This window comes from Arenibacter sp. 6A1 (genome assembly GCF_012272855.1).
GTDB lineage: Bacteria > Bacteroidota > Bacteroidia > Flavobacteriales > Flavobacteriaceae > Arenibacter.
In genome coordinates, this window is the sequence record NZ_JAAXCQ010000013.1 from 78,636 (window position 1) to 103,355 (window position 24,720).

A 24,720-nucleotide genomic window follows, 5' to 3' on the forward strand; every position below is an offset into this window, starting at 1 on the left:
TTGTGTTTATGCAAAAATTGTGGTTAATCTGTAAAGGAAGAATTTTACATTTTTTAACTCTTTGAACTGTGCCCTGAACGCTTTAATTTTTGCGTTGAAGGATTCTGCAGAAGCATTGGGACTGTACAATATTTTGTGTTTTACCGAGGATTACGTTGGTTTGTTCTTCTTTCAATAAAAATTTATGAACGCAGAAATGAGGGTCGTTGGTTTAAACAGTTTTAGACAACAACGATCAGTTAAAGTTATCTCGAAATAGAATTCTGATATAAAGAAGCACTATCCTGTTCAAATTATTAATGCAGCAAAAATGAGCTAAAAACATCTAAAATGATGCTGTCTTTTGAAAACAAATTAAGTAAGCCACAATTAAAAATTATCTAAATGCTTTTTATACAATAATTCAAGTAAGTATAAAAACAGAATCATATTTCGAATAATAAAAATATAATGTATTGATAATGAGTTTTTAAAAAGTCCTAATGCTAGTTGGGACATGTGCTAAAAAATATAAACGGCCCAAATTAGTCTTTAGGACGAATACTTAGTTTACTTTAATTATAATTGTCGTTTAAAATTTATTTGCACCTTGTTTTTTAAGGTTATAGATGGATTTCTACAAGTATAGAATAAAAATAAAATTATTTAAAAGATTATGAAACTTGCTTCTGAAGTAAAAATAAAATCATTAATTCTTTCAATCAGTTTATTAGGTTTTTCAACGATATCTGCTCAAAATATTATGGATGTTGGGGAAATGCACATTTCTTCAGCCCTTCAAACCTATAGTGCTCCGGTCAAAAACAAAGCTGTAACAGGAGAAGTACTATCTGTAGCAGGAGTTAAGTTCAAAGCTGGAGTCGGGGTACATTCTAGATCAAGCTTTAAAATAAAGGTTAATGATGGTAGACAATTTACGGCGAAAGTGGGAGTGAATGATGCTAAAATGAAGTATGATTCGGAAAGAGTCACCTCTATTCCTCTAACTGATGGTAAACGTATGTTTTATGAAATATCAGATACGGAAAAACAGTTTATTGGAGTTGAGGGGCAAGACGGAGAAGTAGATAAAGGCTCTGTGGTTTTTCTTTTACTTAACAATGGGGAAGAGATTTATAACAGCGGAATTATGAGGGAAGGTGACCCCGCCAAGGAGGTGGATGTTAAATTAAAAGGAGGCGTTTTTGAAATGATAGTGCAAGACGCAGGAGATGGTAATAGTGGTGATCATGCTGTATGGTTGAACCCAAAAATAAATTACTTTGAAATACCTCCAATTATGGTAGCTTATGATTATGTAGGGAAAACTCCGGAACAATCGAAAACAATTAATACAAAATTAAAAAAAATGATTGTTGATTTACCAGAAATAAAAACTCCATTAAAACAACCTGATTATGATTGGTTAATAGAGAATGGAAAAGCAAAAGCAGAAGTATATCGAAGTGATAATGGCCAAGATATAATTATATCCAATGGTTTGATGGCTAGGGTTTTTAGGTTATTTCCCAATTTGGCTACCATAGACTATGTCAATCAAATGACTGGAGAAAGCCTTTTGCGAAGTGTTTCCAATGAAGGTGTATTAATCATTGATGGCAAGGAGTATCCTATTGGGGGGTTAAAAGGGCAACCAGAATATGCTTATACCTTATTGAAATGGATAGATGAAATGACTGTAGACCCCAATTCATTTTTAATTGAAGATTTTGAGGTAAAGGATATTACTGATCGCTTAGAATGGCAACGTGTTCGTTGGGCCTCCAATCCACATATGCCGACCGGAAAGGAATTGATTTTTACCTTGTCAAAGGATAATATATTGGTAAAAGTCCATTACGTAATGTATGACGGCATTCCCACCCTTAGTAAGTGGATAGAAGTCATCAACAAGGGTGATATAATGATTCAGTTAAACGAATTTAAATTGGAACAATTGGCAATGGTAGAAGGCGAGAGCCTTGTAGATGTACCCAAACATTTTGAAACACCAAATATCCATATAGAAACAGACTATGCTTTCGGTGCAATGCAACAAAAAACATCTGATAAGACAACCTTCTGGGAAGCAGATCCACGCTATACTTCCCAAACTAATTATGCCATGCAGTTACCGGTAATGTTAGAGGTAAAGCCTCCATTAGGACCAAATATAGCTATATCTAAAGGAGATACCCTTACTACTTTTAGGGTATGGGAGACCCCATTTGATAGTTACGACAAGGAACGAAAAGGATTGTTCATTAGAAAAATGTATAGGACTATTTCTCCTTGGACAACAGAAAATCCAATTTTCCTTCATCTTACTTCTACAGATCCTGTAAAAATAAAGGAAGCTGTAGATCAGTGTGCTGAAGTAGGATATGAAATGATTATTTTGAGTTTTGGAAGTGGGCTGAATATGGAGAAAGAATCCCCTGAATATTATGCAAAATTCAAGGAGTATGTGGATTATGCAAAATCCAAAGGAATTGAACTTGGCGGATATTCATTATTGTCCAGTAGATGGATTAGTGATCAGGTTGATGTTATAAATCCAGAAACAGGAAAACGAGGAGGAATGATATTTGGATCCTCACCTTGCTTATGTTCGGATTGGGGCTACAGTTATTTCAGAAAAATCAAAACCTTTTTTAAAGAAACCGGTATGAGCGTTTTTGAGAATGATGGATCTTACCCTGGAAATGTATGTGCATCAACATCACATTCCTACCATAATGGTCTTGAAGACTCTCAATGGAAGCAATACGCTCAGATTCAAGGTTTGTATAAATGGATGAGATCTAAGGGCATATATATGAATATTCCAGATTTCTATATCAATTCGGGATCCAATAAAACGGGTATTGGATATCGAGAAGTCAATTGGTCTCTTCCGAGAGAAAGGCAATTGGTTCTGGGGCGGCAAAATTTATACGATGGGCTATGGAAAACTATTCCTAGTATGTCTTGGACCTTTGTGCCCTTAACGGAATATCATGGGGGTGGGGAGGCCGCTACCTTAGAGCCTTTAAATGATCATTTGGTAGATTATGAAAGCCATATGATGCAGAACTATGGCGCGGGGGTGCAGGCGTGCTATCGAGGGCCGAGACTTTACGATACCCCAAAAACTAAAGCCGTAGTAACCAATGTAATCAATTGGTACAAAAAGTATAGGGATATTTTAAATAGTGATATAATACATCTAAGGCGACCTTCGGGAAAAGATTGGGATGGCTTTTTACATGCGAACCCTAAATTAAAAGAAAAGGGTTTGGTGATGGTTTTCAATCCACTAAATAAAGAAATAGTTAGGGAATTAAAATTACCGTTATACTATACCGGATTAACCAGTATTGCTAAGGTTCGCGAAAAGGAAGGTCCTGTAAAAAGATATCGACTTAACAGGAATTATGAAATAACCCTAAAAGTTACAATACCTGCCAATTCATATTCTTGGTTAGTTATAGAATAAAACTTTTATTTATTTGACTATATCATATAAGAATAATCTAAAATTATGTTTTTGGTTCGATTGGCATATCCAATGTTTTGAAAATGAAATACAAATTGTATATTGTTTTCTCAAATTTATCTATGCAAGTGCGAAAAAATTATGCTTCCTTAATTTTTGTGTTTTTGATAACCTTTTATGTTGGTTGGTCCCAAGAATATAAATTTCAGCATTTAACAACAGTTGATGGGCTTTCACACAATGAAGTACGGAAGATTGTTAAGGACGACAGAGGTTTTTTGTGGTTTGGTACACAGAATGGGCTTAATCGCTTTGATGGTTATAGATTTAAAATATTTAAAAATAACCCCGATGATAGCACTTCAATTGTCGGGGATAAAATATTTTCCTTAACAACCTCCAAGGATAAATTATGGGTAGGAACCATTTCAGGTCTGAGTGTTATTAATACCGTAACCCTCGAAGTTATTCCGATAGCAAAAATAAAAAAAGTACTAGGGGATAGCAGTATCCTTCAACTTTATTATGATGGTTCTAATAAAGTCTGGGTGTCCACGGAAAATGAGAATTTTATTATTAATACCCAGACTTTGGAAATCACCTCAATTCTGAAGGATTTTAAAATTGCATGCATTACCAAAGGAATTGATAATAAATATTGGATTGGTACAGATAAGGGATTACTTAAATATGAATTCGAAAGTTCTGTCATTGTTAAAATTTATGACGTAGGTCGATTTAATGCCTATAGTTTGGATAAGATATTCTCTAATATTAATGGAGAAATTTGGATAACCCTCTCTGATAGAATTTTATTATACCAGTCGGAGCGTGATAGATTTATCGAAATGTTTGAATCCAATTCCTTAAATGCTATTTGTCAAAATACCGAAGGCGATATTTTATTTGGTAGTTATGGGGATGGGGTTACAAAATATTCTCGAGTTACTGGGGAATTCAAGAATTTAAAGGCAAACCCAGAAAATCCATTATCTATTAGTAGTGATGATGTTTATGATATATATGTAGACAACGAAAATATTATTTGGATTGGAACACAAGAAGGGTTGGACTATTTTGATTATTCACGGCATAGGTTCAACAGTTTAGTACATTTACCGGAGAAGGAAAATAGTTTAAGGAGTAGTTTTGTACAATCATTATATCAAGATGAGGATGGTGCCCTCTGGATAGGAACAAGAGAAGGTATAGATTTGGTTGAGTTTGATAAGGGATACACCAATCCTCAAGTTTCCCATTTCAAAATAACTGAAAGTGGTTTTGAAGCCTTAAATAATAATCATGTTACAAGTATATTTAAAGATTCAAAAAATAGACTTTGGATATCTTCCATGAGTAATGGATTGTTTTTAATCGATGAAAAGCAAAAAGTATTTAAAAATTTTAAACACGAAATTGGGGATAGCAATAGTATTGCATCATCTTCTGTGCGTGCTATTTTGGAAGATCATTTAGGAAGAATTTGGTTTGGTACCGGTGGAGGACTGTCCTTGCTGAAGGAAACGAATGAGGCTAATTTTTCATTTGAAAATTTTGGATATTCCAAATTTAATACGAATTCATTGCCATTGAATGATATTTATACTCTTTACCAGGATAGCAAACATAGAATTTGGATAGGTATGAATAAGGGGGGATTAAGCTTGTTAAAAGAAAATGGTCAAAGCAAGTCTTTTTTAAGGTTTAATCATAATCCAACAGATTTACAATCTTTGAGTAATGATGAAGTGTTTGTAATTTATGAAGACACAAAAAATCGAGTTTGGATAGGAACCTCCGGAGCAGGATTGAATTTACTCATGGAAGATGATGGAAAAGAAAATGAGAATAGATATTATTTTAAAAGGTATACAGAGAAAGAAGGGCTTTCCGATAATGAAGTAAATGCAATTCTTGAGGATAATAACGAGAATCTATGGATTGCCACCAATACAGGATTTTCAATGTTTGATGTAGCAAATGAGTCATTTACAAATTTTTCTACTTATGATGGTGTGTTAAAGGGAAAATTTAGGAAAAATGCGAGTTGGAAAACAAAGGAGGGTATCATGTTTTTTGGAGGGGCCGCTGGGATCAACTTCTTTGATCCGGAAAACTTTCTAAAGGAAATATACGTCCCATCCCCGGTTTTTACCGACTTATTGATAGATGGCAAGATTATTAAGCCAGGACATGAGTATAATGGAAGTATTGTTATTAAAAACTCTTTAGAATCTGGAGCTGTTATAGATCTACCTAAAAAGGATAATAGATTTCAAATTGAGTTTACCTCTTTAACTTTTGCCTCACCAATCCGAAACCAATATGCCTATAAACTGGAGGGTTTAGATAAAGATTGGACCATAATATCTGGAAGTAACCCTAGTGCTCGATACTCTAAACTTAAACCTGGAAATTATCGTTTTCTTTTAAAAGCGTCCAATTATGATGGTAATTGGAATGAAAAACCAATTTACCTGGACATTATAGTCCATGGTAGTATAATGGAAAATAATATAGTGAAAATTGGAACAGTATTTTTAGCTCCCTTGGTAATCTTTTTTGGACTATTAGTATTTAAAAAAATCAATATAAACAGTATTCCTAACGAGAATGGTTCAAGGGACAAAAAGTCAATAAAACATTTTGATCCAAAATTAAATGAAGAAAACCTTATTAAGGTTTCTGAACTGAACGCTTTGATGGAAACAGATAAAGTTTATTTAGATTCTGAAATAGGTCTAAGTGAATTAGCAGATAAAATAGGAGTTAGCGCCAATCATTTATCTATGTTGTTAAATGATTGTATTGGAAAAAATTTCTATGATTATATTAATGAGTATAGGGTAGAAGAAGTAAAAAAAAGACTTAAAGATCCTAAATATCAAAAGCAGACCTTGTCTTCTATTGGAGGCGACTGTGGTTTTAATTCTAAATCTGCATTTAATAGGATATTTAAGAATTTTACAAAAAAAACTCCTAGTCAATATCAAAAAATGTCTCAGAATAGCTGATTAGTCAACTTAAGGTTAGATTGTAAAAATTAGAATTCCTTTTATTGTCAGGTTTTTTTATAAAATATTTGGACCTTTGGAGAAAAGGTCACAACAACTAACCTTGTCATGGATAATTGATTGTTAACTAAACCTGAGTTCGATGAAAGACAAGTTGTTCTCAGAGATTGAAAATAAATCATTGAAATTTACTACTCCCTCGATGAGTTTGCATAATTTTAAACCAGCTTTGCCCAAAAGTTAATTTTGGTCAGAAATAAGCATAGGAACAGGATTTTTAGTATTTCAAATTGTTAAATTCTTCGCAATACCGTGCTTTTCCATTTGAGAGGTTTCCAGACCTTTGAACATATTTATTATATCAAGAGGTTCCTAAATGACGAATTCCAAGATATATTCTCCTATAATCGGTTTACCAATTTTTGCAATCTAGTTTTCTGGCCTTGATACTCTATTTAAAGACATGTGGTTAGGTATGTGCTATGTGGAGTAAATGATTATATAATATTGCAGTAAAAATTCCTTCAAGACGAACTAGATGTCCATACCTATTGCCAATCTGGCAAAACTCATAAAGGAATAGTTTTTTGGTTTCAAGCAGCATATTGTGATCAACAATAAGGGATGATTTCTCCACCTAGTAGTCACTTGGTGTAAAGAAGGCAAGTAGATAATAAAAATCTTCACTAGTCTATTTTCGGACAAAGGAGTTATCTCTAAGGAATTCGTGTAAATGCTCTTCGAACAAAGCCTGCACCTGGTTTTTGGCATCAGAAACAACTTTAAAAAATGTGTAGTTGATCATGTGAACAAGATTCTTCTTCGAAAAAGTTCCATCATAAAAACGATAAATAACAGCCTTAAGAATATCGCAGAGGTCGAACCATTGAAAACTTTTTGACAAATCAAGAAGAAATCCCCACTGTTTACTCAATCTTATAAATAAAAATTGAAATTTAATTCAAAACAGAATGAACATTCTAAATAGCACTATTTTATGAAGTCCTTAAACCTAATCAGGTTTTTGAATTTGGGCTAGTATGGTGAAAAATTCACCTCCAATGGAATGTACTTCTAGCTACTTCCCCTTTTTTTTAATTTACATAAGCTACCCTATTTGAAAAGCTTACTGACCTTCTTCATAGCTATAAGGCTAAATTAACTTTCCTATTAATTGTCATGTCCTAATGCTTAATAAGACATTTTTAAAAAGACCTTTTAAATAATATGGGTCGATAGTAATTAAACAAATCTTTAATCTAGCGAATGATATAATATCATTAAAATCAATAATGTTTAAAAAATAATAATTAAAACAACAAGTCTATGGGGTAATGTTTATGTAAAAAAATCTGCGATTAAAAGCTGATATAAGTTCCGGGCTATTGCAAGGGACAAAGAAATGTTAAGTAACAACCAAAACCTAAAAAATGAAATTAATCAAATCAAAAAAGGCAACCAAAATAATAGCTTCGTCCATTAGAACAGCCTTGGCAATGTTATTTTTGTTTGCATTATTGCCTTTAAAGGCAAGTGAAAAATTCAATGAAAAAAGCGGCCCAATACAAAAAACCATATCGGGAATTATTACCGACGAAATGGGGATTCCTTTGCCCGGAGTTAATGTATTGGTGGTGGGCACTAGTATGGGAACCCAAACGGACTTTGATGGTAAGTTTTCTATTTTGGCCAATACTGAGGATATACTAAGGTGTTCTTATATTGGATTTAAAACCAAGGATGTTGTCGTCAGGAATCAAATTGAATTGAAAATCTCCATGGAGGAAGATGTTAATTCTTTAGATGAGGTGGTCGTTTTAGGGTACAGTTCATCTATAAAACGAAATTTAACCAGTTCCGTTTCTGCGGTGACTACAGAGGAAATTCAAGAGGTTCCTGCAACCTCATTGAGTAATGCGGTTGCAGGAAGATTTGCAGGGGTAAATATTAGTCAGGCGGGAGGTAAGCCCGGTAGAAGTTCGGATATTATAATCAGAGGGGCAACTTCTGGACAATTTGCTGGAAATAACCAACCACTTTACGTAATTGATAATATTATCTCCACCAAGGAACTTTTTGACGCCTTGGACGTCAGTGAGGTTGAATCTGTGTCGATCTTAAAAGATGCGGCTTCGTCTGGCGTTTATGGATCTAGAGCCGCCAACGGTGTTGTGTTGGTAAAAACAAAATCGGGGAGAACAGGAAAACCTATCATTAATTTCACATCCTCGATTGGAACCACAGAACCAACTAATGTGCCACCTATGACTAGCGCCTATGAACAGGCTTTAATCATAGGACAGGTTCAGGATTTTAACAACGTACCCATGGATGATTCCAATAGGTTTAACCAGACCGAATTGGAATATTTAAAGAATTTGAATATAGGTTCTTTTTTAGATCAGGCCGAGGAGACTCCAGTCTTGAATAGACATGCGGTGACTGTGAATGGTGGTACGGATAATGTTAGGTATTTCATGTCAGGATCTTATATTAAAGAAACCGGTGCTTTTAGTAATCTATCCTATCAGAAAACAAATTTTAGGGCCAAGGTAGATGTGGATATAACTGATGACCTTAATGTATCTTTAAATCTTAATACCAATAATGATCTGCGCGAGGAGTTTTATTGGAGATGGAACGGTGATGATGAGGATTTCGGGGATTTCTATAGAACAGGAAATAGAACTGGCCGGTGGGGGCCAGCAGTCCACAATGGGGAGTATGTAGCCAATTTCAACGGGTGGAACCCTGTTCATTTGGCCCAGGAAGGGGCCGGATCTAAGGATAGAAGTGCAAGGAATATAGGAGCCATTGTAGACGTAAATTACAAATTCCCTTTTGTGGAAGGATTGACGGCCGGATTGACCTATAATAAGCTAAATATAAGGAATGATCAAACCTTGCTAAGAAATATTGTGGAGGACGTTACCTTTGGTGTTGATCCAAACAATCGATTTGTTCTGACCGATGAAATTCTTGGAACAAGGCTTCGAAGTGATGATGGAGCCAATTCCAACAGTCTACGGGAATCTACTGCAGAGACAAACTCCTATCAGCTGAATGCGAGGCTAGGATATGAAAATACTTTTGGAGATCATTCCTTAAATGCGTTGTTCAATTATGAACAGTATGAGCGGGATGACAAATCTTTTTACGCGCTGCGTAGAGGCCTACTAACCCCCCTGGTATCCCAATTGTTCGCGACCAATCCAGCGGTAGAAAATCAATTTGCGGACGGAAATGCGGGAGAAACAGGCAGACAATCCTATATCGGAACCCTTGGGTATAACTTCCAAAACAAATATTTCCTTAATTCAACCTTTAGGTATGATGGTTCAGTGCAATTTGCCGAAGATGAACGATGGGGATTCTTTCCTTCGGTTTCCGCGGCTTGGATAGTAAGTGAGGAAGGTTTTTTTAAGAACAATTTTAGCTTCTTTGATTTTTTTAAGCTTAGATATTCCATAGGTAACACAGGAAATGATGATGTTACTGGACAAGGTGCCACAATATTCCCTTATATCCAAAATTATAATGTAGGGGGCACTGGCCCAATATTCGGTACCAATAATGCTATTTCCAGTGCCACTTCGATTGGTGCGGAACCAGATTTGTTTATCACTTGGGAAAAACAAACTTCTTACAACTTTGGAATAGACTTTCAGGTATTGGATGATAAATTATCCACCACCATTGATTTTTTCAAAAATAAGAAGACAGATCTTTACGGGAGTAGACAGGTTTTTATACCCTCATCCTCAGGGCTCATCTTAGGGCCGGTTAATTACGGTGCCATAGATATAAAAGGTGTTGAGGGATTGGTTACCTACAAGGATAATTTGACGAACGATTTTAGCTATGAGGTTGGATTTAATATTGGATATTCCAAGGCAGAATATGTAACCTTGGATGAGCCTCAAACCAGGAGGCCTTTCGAGCTGTTATCTGGACAGGAAACTAGCAGGATCATGGGACTCAAGGCGGAAGGTATTATTAGGACAGAGGAACAGTTAAACAATCTAATAGCCAGTGGTTATAAGGTATACGGACAAGATCCTCAAATAGGGGCATTGTATTTTAGGGATTTAAGAGGCCCGGCTGCGGTAGACCCAGAAGGTAATACGCCAGACGGGGTAATAGATGATAACGATAGAGATTATATAGGCGCCAGAAGTAACCCTTCCGTTAATTACGGTATTCGGTTAAACTTAAGGTATAAAAGATTTAGTCTATTGGCTTTTGGCCAGGGATTTGCAGGTCATGAAAGATATCAGCCGAGCAATAACAGGTTTCAGTTTGCTTCCATTGGCCAATCTTCCCATACGCAATGGCTTAACGCATGGACACCGGATAATCCTAATAATTCCTTTCCAAGGTTTGGTTCCCCTTTTGGGGATACTAACTCCTCCTTTTGGTTGGAAGATGCAGATTTTTTAAGACTTAAAAATTTAAACTTTGGCTATGATATCCCGGTTTCCTTGGTCAATAAGGTTGGGGCTGAAAGAATAAATATTTTTGCTAACGGGACCAATTTATTTATGATCTATAGTAAGATCAAAGCCTTCGACCCTGAAACTTCCGGAAGGGGAATACCAGTTAATAGAAGTTATAGCTTGGGAGTAAATGTTACATTTTAAAATAAGGTATGATGAAGATAAATAATATAAACAAATTAATATTCCTATTCTTTTTGGTTTTAACACAGTGTAGTGAAGACCCTTTAGATAAAAGGCCGTTAGGGGCAATAAGTGAAGAGGTAGTATGGAACGACGAGAATTTAGCCATAGGATTTTTGAACAATATCTATAGTAGGGCCCTTCCAGGTTGGGCTACTACTGCCTCGCAATTATCCGATGATGCCCATGGTGAAAACGGATTGATGTACGGTGAGGCCCAACCGGGGTCAATGAATATTTATTCCGGTAACTATAAAACCATTAAGGATATAAATTTACTCCTGGCGAAAATAGGCACTGGAACTATTGGAAAAGACGCCCAAAACCTGATGTCTGGCCAAGCCTTGTTTTTGAGAGCCCATTTGTATTTTAAATTGGTTGCGGCATATGGGGGGGTGCCTTTGGTATTGGAGGCCAAGGATAAATCGGAGATAGAGGCGCTGCAGGTGCCACGAAATACAACATCGGAATGTATTGCCCAAATTTTGAATGATTTGGATGATGCGGCCGATCTTTTGCCGGTGGCTTATCCCAATGCGGCGGAACAATATGGAAGAATTACCAAAGGAGCTGCCATAGCTTATAAAGGAAGGGTATTATTGCATTATGCCAGTGAACAGTTTGACCCTGCTCAGGATAAAGGGCGTTGGCAGGCGGCATATGATGCAAATAAGGCTGCAGTGGAATTGCTATCCTCCAATGGAAAAGGACTGCATTCCAGCTACGAAAATCTGTGGTTCGATGAAAGTGAATCAAACCCTGAGGCAATACTAGTAAAAAGATATACCCTAGATCAATCGCACAATCGGGATGCTGGCTGTAGGCCATTTATTGTCGGAACCAATGGGGAATCTTTTGATAAGCCCACCAAAAGTCTGGTAGATGCTTTTCCGATGAAAGACGGAAAGGCCATTGATGATCCGACTTCTTCCTATACCTATAACCCAACCGCCCTTTGGGTGGACAGGGATCCGAGATTTGCCGCTACTATTGCCTGGAACGGTGCCGTTTGGCCATTGAACAATCCTGCTCCCAATAGGACAAGTGATTTGGAGTGGACTTTTCAGGAAAGTGCCATTGAAGGACAGGCCGATAGCAGGATTACCCCCACTAGTTTTAATTGTAGAAAGGCTATTGATGGCTCCATCGAGGGAGGAGCGGCCAGCTTATCCTCCCCTACGGATTGGATAGAAATCAGGTATGCCGAGGTGCTGTTAAATCTAGCAGAGGCTGCAAACGAGGTTGGATTGTCAATAGAAGCCTACAACATACTATCCCAAATCAGGGATCGTGCAGGTATTGATCCTGGTTTAGACGGATTGTATGGCTTACAGGCGGGGATGGACCAGGACCAATTACGAAATGCTATAATGCTCGAAAGAAGGCTAGAGTTGGTTTTTGAAGGTAAGCGTTCCTCAGATCTTAGAAGAAGAAGAATGTACGATGCCATAAATGGGACCTATCGTCAAGGCTATAGAATTACCAAAACTGCTTCTTTTGATGCCCTTGATCCTTCCGAAGAAATTTTGGACGATCGTATAGCTTTAGAAGAAGGGATAAATAATGGAAGCATAGATCTTAACGATCCAAGTGTATACAACACCTATTTTAGCACGGAGTTGAGGAGTGTGGAAAGGTTTGGAAATATAGATGATGATGGTAGTGTCATAAATTATCTTGATAGCTATTATTTTTTCGATATTCCACAAGATGATCTTAATAAAAACCCTAATCTGGAACAAACCAAAGGTTGGCCAGGTGGGACTTTTGATCCATTGCAATAGTCCAAAAAAAATTGAAAAAAGGAGTTCTATTTGAGTTAGTTGGTTTGATAAAAGGGGGCTGTTCTTTAATAGCCTCTTTTTACAAATCAAGACATTTGTAGGCTGCAAATAGAAATGAAAATGTGAGTAGTAAATTTGAAAAATTGTGAGCCAGGAATTAAAGCTTTATTTAAAACTGCCCGCCTAGATGGCTTCTGTTTTTTTATATCATATATAAGAAAGCCATCCTTCTTTAATTGCAATATGAGTTGTTTATTAAATAATATAAGTGAATAAGAATCTTATTAAGTACAATATAAAATTATGACTAAACTATTTTGGATTTTTTTATCTACAATATGTATGACGGCCTATGGTAATTCTCAGGATAATAAATTTCTTGAAAATGATTTTTTCAAATTAACCCTTGATAACCAAGGTAATTTAACGGAATTATTAGAGAAAGAAACAGGTAAAAACCTATTAATTCAAGGTTTTAATAAATCTCTATTAACCATTCAAAGTGACGGTGTGAATTATCCGATTACAAGCTGGGAACGTAAAGGAGAAATATTGAAATTGAAATTTAAGGAACTAGGTGCCGAAATTAGTGTAAATGTGAATAGTAAAAATAACTATTTAACCTTTGAAATCGTAAAGGTTAAAAGTAGAAAATTTATTACAAAGGTTACTTGGGGACCCTATCATGTCTTGCCCTCAGAAAAAATAGGTCAATCAATTGGTATAGCCTATGATGATAATACGGCTATCGGGTTTATGGGATTAAATCTTAAAAGTCGTGGTGGATTTGAAATTGCTACGAGAGAAAGATTTGGAAATGCTGCGAAGAAAATTGAAGGAGGTGCAAGCTTAACTGGTTTTGTCCGAGATCGCTCCAGATTCCAAACTGTAGATAATTGGGAGCAAAAGTTAGGACAGGCAGTACCTGTTAAGGATAGCGATGCTGAAATAATAGGTGCCAAATTTGCTTTCTATTGCGTGCCTACAGATAAATTATTGAAAGTTGTGGAGGAAATCGTTGTAAACGAGGACCTACCTTATATTAAAACGAAAGATGTCTGGAATAAAGTTTCGAAATACTCTAGTTCGTCAAAATTGATAATGTCTTACAATGTGAACAACATTGAAGCCTGTATTGATGTTGCGAAAAAAGCTGGTATTTCATCTGTCTATCATGGTGGCATTTTTAAAACATGGGGGACTTTTTTGTTAAATGATAAAGATTTTCCCAAAGGTTATCAATCTGTTAGGGAGTGTTCGGATATAGCGGAAAAGCATGGTATAAATCTAGGAGCTCATACATTAACAAATTTTATTACGACAAATGATCCATTAGTTACTCCTCGACCTGATCCAGGTCTTGTTATGGCTGGTATCACCAAGCTTGAAAAAAGTATATCTGAAAATGATGATGAATTGTTATTGCAAGATGAAGTTGTGCGACCGGCATACCATGAACCAAATATTGAAAAAGTTAACCCTAGGTGGCGCGAGCATACAGCGGTTCGAATAGGGGATGAAATTATAGAGTATTCTTATGCAACTGCCGAAGGCAAATTGGTTTTAAAAGATTGTAAACGTGGTGCTTTTGGTACTAAAGCGGTTAAACACAAAAAAGGAGAAAAGGTAAGTAGACTAATGTCTCATGGTTACAAAGTATTTTTCCCAGATATTAACTTACAAGATCAAATGGCTAAAAATCTAGCCAAATTCTTTAATGAAGCTAATCTGAAGAGAATTAGTTTTGATGGTATTGAAGGTGGGCTTGCTTCCGGGCATGGACGCTATGGAAGTGATCGTTTTGTGAAGGTTTTCTTTGATCATTTAAAAGATCCAAATATTGTAGCGAATTCATCGGATGTAACACATTTTGGTTGGCATTATTTTGCTAATGAAAGTTGGGGCGAACCTTGGACATCCGATAACTTTAGGGAAGCACATTTAGACCATAGATTGGATGTGCAACAAGCCTTAAAAGAAGATTTGTTGCCGCGTAAAATGGGACAATTTAGTATCAATGCAAAAACAACAAAAAAGGATATTGAATGGGTAATGGGCTTGTGTGCCGGTTACGATGCGGGTGTAGATTTTTACATTAGCCCCAATATTGAAGAAATCAACAAAGAAGCTAATTCAATTCTATCAGAAATTAAGAAGTGGGAAAATGCAAGAATGGAAGGTCTTTTTACAGAAGCACAAAAAGAAAAACTACGCGATCCTTATACTTTCTATGGTCTAGAGCGAAATGGGGAGGGTGTGAATTTGGTTTTTATTGAATCCTGGGCACCAGAAGGAGGAAGAACTCAGGGAGAAAATGATCTTAATAGTTTACCATCTTCAATATTGAAAAGCAGTCCGGAAGCTCCTGTATCTTTGGATTATAGGCATACGAATATGACCACGGAACCGGGACAACCTACGGCTGCCATTTGGAAATATTTTTGTGCAGGACCCAAGCAAAAATTGCAATTTGTAATTCGTCTTCCTAAAGAATCGAGAGAAAGTGTGAATGGTATCTACTTGAAGGTAGGAGCAAAAAAAATTATGATACCGTTTACATTGGCACCAGGCGATTATATTATTAATAAAGGAAACAATACCTATAAACATCTTTCCGCAGATCTTCAAGTTAAGAATGAAGTTATTCTAGATGAGGGCTATTTTACAGTGACTGAAGGTCAAAACGTAATCGAATTTGATTATCAAGGCAAAGGAAGGGATGCGGGCCCTGAAATGATTGTTAATTTCCGTACAATAAAATAGTTTTTAGATTTAATGTGTCACTCATGTTTTGCCAATGCCCTTTGTCGCTCATCATAACAATCTAAAGAAGATCACGTGGGAATGAGGATATTCAAATAAAACAAATAATATGCCACACAGGTAACATAATGAATAAGTAATGGTAAGGAAACGATATAATGTCAATGTTTGTAGCGCGTTTTCCCTTCAGTACGACTGGTGAGGAAAGTGTTATTTGATTTGCCATTACTTATGAAATGTACTAATGAAGTTCTAATGACTGTGAGGGAGGTAGGTTGTTTCTTTCGTAAATAAAAGGGATTTTATTCAAAGGCTATCCAGAAATAATAATAATATAAAAATGAGTAGAGGAATTGCCATTTTTCAAACGATTTCGATTTTTGTTCTTACTATACATAGTTACGCACAAGATGTAGAAGTAAATAATAGCAGGGATACAGTATTTACTTTACTAGGTCCATCTGTAACAGATATAATCTTCAATAACCAACTGCACCAAACCAAGGAAGACAATATTTTTGTTTACAAGGGTTTTTACAAGGGAGGTGGAGTTGCAATTGGAGATGTGAATAATGATGGACTTTTGGATATATATTTTACTGGAAATCAGGTTGGTGATAAGTTGTATCTCAATAAGGGAAATCTAAAATTCGAGGATATTACCCTGGCAGCCGGGATCTTGGATAAGGGCGGCTGGTCTACTCACGTAAGCATGGTTGATATTAATAATGATGGGTTTAAGGATATCTACGTTTGTAAAAGTCTTTATGACGGTAGAGAAGATCTACGGGAGAACGAACTTTATATCAATAATGGAGACCTTACTTTTAGTGAATCGGCGGTCAAGTACAATTTAAATGATAGGAATAGAACGACAGAAGCTAATTTTTTTGATTTCGATAGGGATGGGGATTTTGATGTTTTCTTGGTGAATCAACCAAAGAATTCATCTTTTATGGCACCTGCAAACGATGAAGAAAAAATTACGCCGACCCAGAACTATAGGTTATTGGAGAATATTGACAATCGTTTTTTTGAAACACCTGATAATGGAGGCGTTAGCAATTTTGGTTATGGATTAAGTTCAAGCATAGCCGATTTTAATAATGACGGATGGCAGGACATTTATGTGGCAAATGATTACTTGGGTCCTGATTTTTTTTACATCAACAATGGCAATGGAACCTTTACCAATAAAATTTATGAAAATATAAAGCATACTTCCTATTTCAGTATGGGCACAGATGTTGGCGATATTAACAATGATGGTTGGTTCGATTTTGTGGTACTCGATATGGTAGCAGAAGATAACTACAGACTTAAAAGTAATATGAGTTCCATGAACCCCACTGAGTTTTGGAATAACGTAAGTAAAGGTGGGCATTATCAATATATGTTTAATACTCTACAACTGAACAATGGTGTTGATGTACATGGGAATATGCTTTTTAGTGAAATAGCACAAATGGCAGGGATATCCAGTACGGATTGGAGTTGGTCCCCCTTATTGGCCGATTTTGATAATGACGGGCACTTGGATCTTTTCGTTACCAATGGAATACGACATGAAATTGGAAACACCGATGCCCTTAAGAAATTGGATGAATATGTTGGCGATATTGATACCAATTATAATAAGGAAGGCGACAAAAACTTTGACGTTTGGAAATATGCCAAGTTGGAAAAGATGCTATCCTTTTTTCCATCCGATAAAATTCAGAATTATATGTATCGTAATACAAATGGACTGAAATTCGAAAAAGTGTCCGATAAATGGGGACTATCCCAAAAAACGTTTTCCACTGGTGCTGCCTATGGGGATTTGGATAATGATGGGGATTTAGATTTGGTAGTAAACAATATAGATGAGGTGGCCCATATATATAGAAATAACACATCCGAAAAGAAAAAGAACAATTATTTAAGGATAAATTTCAAAAGGGGCAAGGTGGGTCAAAGTTTTTTTGGTACAAAAGTATCCTTGTTTCATAAAAATGGGGTGCAAATCTCACAATTGACCAATGCTCGTGGAATTAATTCCAGTAGTGAAGAAACTATACATTTCGGATTGGATCAAATCAATTCTATAGATAGTTTAAGAATAGATTGGTTTAACGGTCAGACCTCAATGTATAAAAACGTTAAGGTAAACCGAACATTGGAGTATGATCTCAACAGTGCTAAAAATAGCCAACGACTCCCCAATAAACCGGATTTTCTATTATTTGAAGATGTTTCCGATGCTGCCAAAGTAAATTATGTGCATAGAGAGAATAAGTTCGATGATTTTGGGCGTGAGGTCTTATTGCCCCATCGCATGTCTACCTTAGGCTCAGGAATTGCTGTCGCAGATATTGATGGTGATGGTCTAGAAGATTTTTATATCGGTGGTCCAGATGAAGGTTTAGGCAAGCTTTATAAGCAACAACCTACGGGTTCATTTATAGAAAGTCCCTTAAAACTTATTCCCGACCTAAACAGGGAAGATATGGGAGCCGTATTTTTTGATGCCGATAATGACGGAGATCAGGATTTATATGTGGTTTCGGGAGGAAATGAATTTGAATTGGATTCCGAAAATTACCAAGATAGATTGTATATAAATAATGGAGAAGGGAATTTTCAATTATCAATAGGGATCCTTCCTGAAATAATGGCTAGTGGCTCAAGGGTTAAGATGGCGGATTATGATAATGACGGCGATTTAGACCTATTTGTGGGTGGTAGACAAGTTCCAGGGCATTATCCCGAACCAGCGGATAGTTATTTGTTAAAAAATCAGCTTAATGAAACTGGAACATTAAGTTTTGTAAAAACCAATATGAATGTATTGGATAGGTTGGGTATGGTGACAGACGCTGTTTGGACGGACTTCGACGGGGATGGTGATTTGGATTTATTGGTTACAGGTATGTGGATGCCCATTACTGTTTTGGAAAATGTTGAAGGGCAATTTAAGAACAGCACAGATAAATTCAATTTACAAAATACCACCGGGTGGTGGTTCAGCATTTCTAAGGGGGATTTGGATGCCGACGGCGATGAGGATTATGTGTTTGGAAATTTGGGATTGAACTACAAGTACAAGGCAAATGCAAATGAACCATTTTCCGTTTATTATGGTGATTTTGACGAAAATGGAAAGAACGACATAGTGTTGAGTTATTATAATTATGGGACACAATATCCGTTACGAGGTAGGTCATGTTCCTCCCAGCAAATTCCAGAAATTAAAAAGAAATTTGCAACCTACAATGAATTTGCGTCCTCGACTTTGCAAGACGTATATGGGGTTTTCAAATTGGATAATTCCTTGCATTATCAAGCTAAGACTTTTGCTAGTGTTAGTATGGAAAATTTGGGGAATGGTAAATATGAGATTAGGCAACTGCCAGATTTAGCCCAAATTTCCAACATCAACAGTTCAGTAATTTATGATTTTGACAATGATGGGATAAAGGATATTGTTGTGGCTGGAAATCTATATGGATCTGAAATAGAAACAACAAGAAATGATGCGAGTTTGGGCTTGTTTTTAAAGGGACAGGGCCAGTTTATTTTTGAGTCAGTACCTATGGGCAAATCAGGACTAAACATTTCTCAAGATGTAAAGGAACTAAAACTCATTGGTTATGGAAACCAAAAGGCACTTGTTATAGGGGTAAATAATGGTACGGCAAAACTTATTAAAATAAATAATTAAAAATGGAAAAGTTAAGGGCTTTAGGAAATTTACTTTTTATATGTTTTTCTTTCTATGGCACGTATGTTCCAGTCAGGGGGGAAGACTCCCTGTTTAATGAAATTAAACTGGAGTATTCCAAGTTATATTTTAAGAATTCACTAAAGGAAACCCCGGACTTCAATTACTATATTTTTACGCATATGTATATGGGAACCGGTGTGTCTACTGGCTTGTTATTATAAGGAATTAAAGGTAGGGGTATTTGTAGCAGTTACAAGCAGGGAAAGTGGATTTATTGTTTCGGGAAATATAAAGGCTGTGAAAAAAGAGGTGACAGGAACTGGAGTTGTGGTATTGGTAGGGGAGAACAAAGGATCTTTGCTTGTTTTTAAATAATTCGGGAGCAAGTTTGACCAATTTGTTCATGCGGTTGAAGGATACTGGAATATGTAGGTTGAAAATTATTGTAATAATCTCAATGGTCATTAGGTTCATTTTAAGAATTTTTGATTGTCCCAATCCTCCCTTAAGGTCTAAAATCAAAGCTTTGTTTTTTAAACTTGTTCAATTGTAAATAATAATCAGTTACGTCAAAATTATAGATGATGAAAAATAAAACAAAGTTATTTGGATTTTTAGTAAGTATATCTTTTTTCATTTCTAGGGGAGGTCTAAATGCTCAGGAAGCTAGGTGAAAATCTCAACCTTGTTGGAAGAAATGGTAGATGGTGATTTGAATACCCAGTTTCAAACATCCAACTTTTAATCCAAATGCCTTAGCATATCGATATGCTTGGTTTGTAATTGAATAATAAGAAAAACAATAGAAATGAAAACAAAAACTGTAACGTCTTTTTTCCTAGTTTTATTTTGGATAAATAGCACATGTCTTGGACAAATAAATAATGGTGATAGGCTACCCGAAGAAGTAAAATGGATGTACGATGAAGCAAAATGGGGTATAAGCCATCATTATTTGGCGGGCGGTGAGCTAAATAAAGCATATTACGATATAAGAAGTTTTGAGCAATGGGATTATTATACCTCTAATTTTGATGTCAATGCTTATGCCGATTTAGTTACAAAACTAGGGGTAGGATATGTTATATTTACAATAACTCAAAATAGAGGGTACCTTGCAACAACGAGTAAGGTTTACGATTTAAATTCCCCTCCTTGTCCACCCAATACCCCCAATTGTAAAAATCAAGAAGGAACTTTACGGGCTGATTATACTCCTAATAGAGATTTGTTGGGAGATCTGGCAAAGGCTTTAAGTAAAAAAGGAGTTAGAGTCATAGCCTACCTCCCTTCACATGCAGGCGATCGTTGGACAGGAAAACAAATTGTGCCGCCAGCATACCCAGATTGGTGGATCAATGATTTTATTGGAGAGTTATCAAAAAAGTGGGGAGATACTCTTGCCGGTTGGTGGTTTGATGGTTATTGGAATATTAGTAAAGATGAACAAGCAAATGATTACCCAATTGCAACTAAAATTTGGAATGCCGTTCGGAGCGGAAACCCAAATGCAATAATGACCTTAAATACTGGGCTGGGAAGTGAAGTGTTTACAAGTCCGGACAAATACAGTCAATATTCAGCAGGTGAGTCCAATGAACTTCCACCACTTCCAAAAATTAGAGCTTCTAAAGGAAAAGGAGAAAAATTTACACAATATGTTGGTTGGTCTTTTCTTTCAGAACTAGATCCCGTTTTTGCTGGATGGGGAGAGGTCGATAGAAATTTAAGATTTAAAGACGATGAAGTTGCAAATCACACCGTCAGGGCTAGAGAAAATGGCGGGGTATCCACTTGGGATGTTGCCATAAACCCCAATGGAAATTGGCCTTTGGCAAAAATAAAACAAGTACAGGTAATTGGTAATGCCATGAACACAACGGCTGATACCACTTATTCAAGTTTACAGCTTGTGAATGATACTGATACGGAAATTAATTACTCAGGTATCTGGCAGTATTCCGAAGACAGAAAAACGGGAGCTTTTGAACAAGACGTGCATTATACACAAGAAAACGGCGACTATTTTACCTATTCTTTTACAGGAACAAGTATTGTATTTGCGACCTCAAAAGCACAGGATCAAGGCAAGGTTGAAATATTCTTAGATAATAAATCGCTCGGTGTTTTTTTAACCCACGATAAATATAAAAGGCAGGTTCAAGAAATTATTTATGAAAACCATAATTTATCACCCGGGAAGCATACTTTAAAAGTCGTAAAAAGGTCCGGAGATTATATGCTTGTTGATGTACTCGGTATTAAGAATTAAAACCAATACTTATGAAAATTTTAAATTTATTCGCGCTTAGTTTATGCCTTTGCATTCTAATAAGTTGCTCAAAAGAAAAAGAAGAAACCCATGTTTTTATTTTAATGGGGCAGTCTAATATGGCGGGTTATGGTGAGCTCTTACCTAAAGACACAATCCCTGTTGATAGAGTTTTTATGATATCTACTATGGCAAAGGAACCATACAAATGGCAACCAGCAGCACACCCTTTACATAACCGTCTATCATCTGACCGTTTTGGTTTGGGACTTCCCTTTGCTAAAGCATATTTAAAAAAGTATCCTGATGTTACTATAAAATTAATTCCTGTCGCTTGGGGAGGTGCTGCTATTGATGATTTAAACAAAGGATCTGAGACCTATAATGATGCAATTAAGAAAGCATTATTTGCCCAAAGCGAAGGACAAATAAAAGGGGTTTTATGGCACCAAGGAGAATCGGACACAGTAGATGAAGAATTGGCGGATTCCTATGAAACTAAACTACATCAACTAATTGCCGATTTAAGAACCGATTTAAACAATCCTAAACTTCCTTTTATTGTAGGGAATTTGGCAGAGTTTTATGGAACGGGAAAAGACCATAATGCAGCGGAACGAGTAAAAAAAATCGATCAAGTAAAAAAAGCTTTAAGAGATCTTCCTTCGAAGGTGAAAAATACTGGGTTTGCAGAGAGTAGCGATTGTAAATCAATAGACCAACATATGGTTCATTTTGATAGGGAATCTTATATACTATTGGGTAAAAGGTACGTCCAAGAAATTGAAAGCTTATTATATAAATAGTGTTTTGATACTAAAAAAAGAAACAAATGAAAAAATGCACATATCTATTGCTATAATTGTTTGCATCTGTTATCAAATACTATCTCTGATATATGACTGGGATAATTACTTGTCAAATCAAAACTTTAAAGCATGAAAAAGCAAACTATTACCATTGATCTGTCATTGATCATATTTTTTTTCTATCTCGGAACAGGGCTATATGCTCAGGAAGCCGAGGTGAATATCTCAACCTTGTTGGAAGAAATGGTGGATCGTGATTTGATTACCCAGTTTCCAACATCCAACTATCAATCCAAACAGGCAAGTAGTTATAATAGGGAATCAGTTTCTCCTGATTTGCCGGGATGGTTTGCTGATAGTGATGGAGTTTCATATGAAAAGGTCGAGGAGGTAAACGGTAAAAAGGAATGGGTTCTGATGGAAGATATAGGTCCGGGTGTAATCACTAAAATTTGGGCGGTGTGCTTTTATTATGGGTTGGACAATACAGAGGGTGCAAATATTAATATCTATTTGGACGGCAACCCAAAGCCCGTAATTTCTACTAATTTCTTTGACCTTGTGCAAGGGAATGATTTTGTAAAGCCACCCTTTGCAGATAAATCAGCAAGGGCGGGGAATCTTTACTTTCCAATACCTTATGCTAAGGGGTGTAAGATTACCATGGATAAGAAAGCTTTCTATAATATTATTAACTATAGAAAATATCCATTGGGAAGCAAGGTGAAAACCTTTACTATGGAAGATTTTGAGAAGGCTTCAAAGGTGAGAACCGAAGTGGGTAAAATTTTAACCGAATCTACAATACCGAAAGGAATCAAAAAAGAACAAGAAAAGTCGATTGCCCCCTTAGAATCCATAACTTTTGACCTCCCTAAAGGAAATAATTCCATTCAAGAATTTCAAATTAAGCTTTCAAGTACCTCTGATATGGCTCAAGCCCTGCGTTCGGTGGTATTGCAGTCCAATTTTGATGGTAATGAAACAATATGGGTTCCAGTAGGCGACTTTTTTAACAATGTAGGTAAAATCCAAAGTTATGATATGTGGGAGCGGTCGGTTACTAAAGACGGCAATATGAAATGTCGTTGGGTAATGCCATATAAGAATAGCGGTCAGTTGGTTGTTAAGAATCTTGGAAAAGAAAAAGTAAAAATTAAAATGTCTGTTACTACGAAACGAATGAAATGGACGCCCAATTCAATGCATTTTTATGCCACATGGCAAATGGATGACCCCACTCCGACCTTTCCATTGTTTGATTATAATTTTTTGAGTGCAAGAGGAAAAGGAGTCATTGTTGGTGATGAGTGGTCAGTACTTAATCCCATTGAAGGATGGTGGGGTGAAGGTGATGAGAAAATCTACATTGATGATGATCTGGAAAGAAACTTTCCATCACACTTTGGGACTGGAACGGAGGACTATTATGGATGGGCCGGCGGTGTTGTTCCTACGCCATCTGATCAGTTTTCGAAACCCTTCTTGGGTAATATTATAGTGGGAGAAAAATCCAAGGGATATAACGTTTGTTCAAGAACCCGGGTATTGGATGCGATTCCTTTTAAAAGTCAAATAAAATTTGATATGGAATCTTCCTGTGGCAAACGTAGTAAATCTCATTTTCTTCAATATGCACAGACTACCTTTTGGTATGGTGCCCCAGGGGTAACCCACAATAAACCCGCGTTACCCTCTTTTGCCTCGGCCAAATTACCGTCTATAAAAGACTTGGAGATGAAAATAGTTAAGGCAAAAGGATCTCAATATGTGGTTGATGGAGCTCTAGAAGCAGAAATACTCCCCATTGTTGATAAAAGCGCAACCGTCAAGGAAGACTTCAGTGAAATCCCAATGTGGGGGGAGATTAGCTCTGGGGCGCTTAAAAACATATGGTTTGAGGAACCAGGGGACTTTGCCGAGTTTAATATTACAGAACAATTTGAAACTTCCCAAATCTATCTATGTACTGCTGTTGGACCTAACAGCGGTGAGTTTGATATCTATGTAAATGGAGTCAAAAAAAATAGTCAAGATCTTTATTCCAAACATGAAGGGGTTACGAATCCATATCTAGTCCTAGGAGAATGCGAACCAGTGAATAATGCCTTTGTTATTCGAATTCAATTTGTAGGGAACAACAAAGAAGCAAAAATGACCAATAATAAGTTTGCTTTGGGTGTTGACTTTTTTCTTATTAAAAATAATTTCCTGAAAAATTAAGTTTTAAAGACTA

General features: G+C 36.2%; 10 protein-coding genes. All 10 read left to right on the forward strand.

Annotated features, from left to right (window positions below):
* Window positions 1-655 precede the first annotated feature (655 nt).
* Entirely contained in the window at window positions 656-3,457 is a 2,802-nt protein-coding gene (locus tag HCG49_RS12960; protein ID WP_205764395.1) for an NPCBM/NEW2 domain-containing protein, read from the forward strand.
* Between the two features lie 83 nt (window positions 3,458-3,540).
* Entirely contained in the window at window positions 3,541-6,471 is a 2,931-nt protein-coding gene (locus HCG49_RS12965; protein ID WP_168469957.1) for a two-component regulator propeller domain-containing protein, read from the forward strand.
* 769 nt (window positions 6,472-7,240) lie between these two features.
* Window positions 7,241-7,372, forward strand: a complete 132-nt coding sequence (locus HCG49_RS18850; RefSeq protein WP_410488996.1) for a transposase — start codon at window positions 7,241-7,243, stop codon at window positions 7,370-7,372.
* A 529-nt stretch (window positions 7,373-7,901) separates the two neighbouring features.
* The gene (locus tag HCG49_RS12975) at window positions 7,902-11,111 is read left to right on the forward strand and encodes a SusC/RagA family TonB-linked outer membrane protein (RefSeq protein WP_168469959.1); all 3,210 of its coding nucleotides are present in this window, start codon (window positions 7,902-7,904) and stop codon (window positions 11,109-11,111) included.
* 8 nt (window positions 11,112-11,119) lie between these two features.
* Window positions 11,120-12,934 carry a RagB/SusD family nutrient uptake outer membrane protein gene (locus HCG49_RS12980; protein ID WP_168469960.1) on the forward strand — a complete coding sequence of 605 codons (1,815 nt, stop codon included), beginning with the start codon at window positions 11,120-11,122 and terminating at the stop codon, window positions 12,932-12,934.
* A 303-nt stretch (window positions 12,935-13,237) separates the two neighbouring features.
* Window positions 13,238-15,697 (forward strand): hypothetical protein, encoded by a 2,460-nt coding sequence (locus HCG49_RS12985; protein ID WP_168469961.1) that lies wholly within the window; start codon window positions 13,238-13,240, stop codon window positions 15,695-15,697.
* Window positions 15,698-16,037: 340 nt separating this feature from the next.
* Window positions 16,038-19,400: a VCBS repeat-containing protein gene (locus HCG49_RS12990; RefSeq protein ID WP_168469962.1), complete on the forward strand. Its 3,363-nt coding sequence runs from the start codon at window positions 16,038-16,040 to the stop codon at window positions 19,398-19,400.
* 811 nt (window positions 19,401-20,211) lie between these two features.
* Window positions 20,212-21,675, forward strand: coding sequence for an alpha-L-fucosidase (locus HCG49_RS12995; protein ID WP_168469963.1), 1,464 nt, complete (start codon window positions 20,212-20,214; stop codon window positions 21,673-21,675).
* An 11-nt stretch (window positions 21,676-21,686) separates the two neighbouring features.
* Window positions 21,687-22,481 (forward strand): sialate O-acetylesterase, encoded by a 795-nt coding sequence (locus HCG49_RS13000; protein ID WP_168469964.1) that lies wholly within the window; start codon window positions 21,687-21,689, stop codon window positions 22,479-22,481.
* 132 nt (window positions 22,482-22,613) lie between these two features.
* Window positions 22,614-24,707: a glycoside hydrolase family 172 protein gene (locus tag HCG49_RS13005; RefSeq protein WP_168469965.1), complete on the forward strand. Its 2,094-nt coding sequence runs from the start codon at window positions 22,614-22,616 to the stop codon at window positions 24,705-24,707.
* The last annotated feature ends 13 nt before the right edge of the window (window positions 24,708-24,720 follow it).

What these genes read in the sequence shown, in the direction of transcription:
- HCG49_RS12960 (WP_205764395.1), top strand. Translation starts at nt 656, where the DNA reads ATGAAACTTGCTTCTGAAGTAAAAATAAAATCATTAATTCTTTCAATC.
- HCG49_RS12965 (WP_168469957.1), top strand. Translation starts at nt 3,541, where the DNA reads ATGAAATACAAATTGTATATTGTTTTCTCAAATTTATCTATGCAAGTG.
- HCG49_RS12975 (WP_168469959.1), top strand. Translation starts at nt 7,902, where the DNA reads ATGAAATTAATCAAATCAAAAAAGGCAACCAAAATAATAGCTTCGTCC.
- HCG49_RS12980 (WP_168469960.1), top strand. Translation starts at nt 11,120, where the DNA reads ATGATGAAGATAAATAATATAAACAAATTAATATTCCTATTCTTTTTG.
- HCG49_RS12985 (WP_168469961.1), top strand. Translation starts at nt 13,238, where the DNA reads ATGACTAAACTATTTTGGATTTTTTTATCTACAATATGTATGACGGCC.
- HCG49_RS12990 (WP_168469962.1), top strand. Translation starts at nt 16,038, where the DNA reads ATGAGTAGAGGAATTGCCATTTTTCAAACGATTTCGATTTTTGTTCTT.
- HCG49_RS12995 (WP_168469963.1), top strand. Translation starts at nt 20,212, where the DNA reads ATGAAAACAAAAACTGTAACGTCTTTTTTCCTAGTTTTATTTTGGATA.
- HCG49_RS13000 (WP_168469964.1), top strand. Translation starts at nt 21,687, where the DNA reads ATGAAAATTTTAAATTTATTCGCGCTTAGTTTATGCCTTTGCATTCTA.
- HCG49_RS13005 (WP_168469965.1), top strand. Translation starts at nt 22,614, where the DNA reads ATGAAAAAGCAAACTATTACCATTGATCTGTCATTGATCATATTTTTT.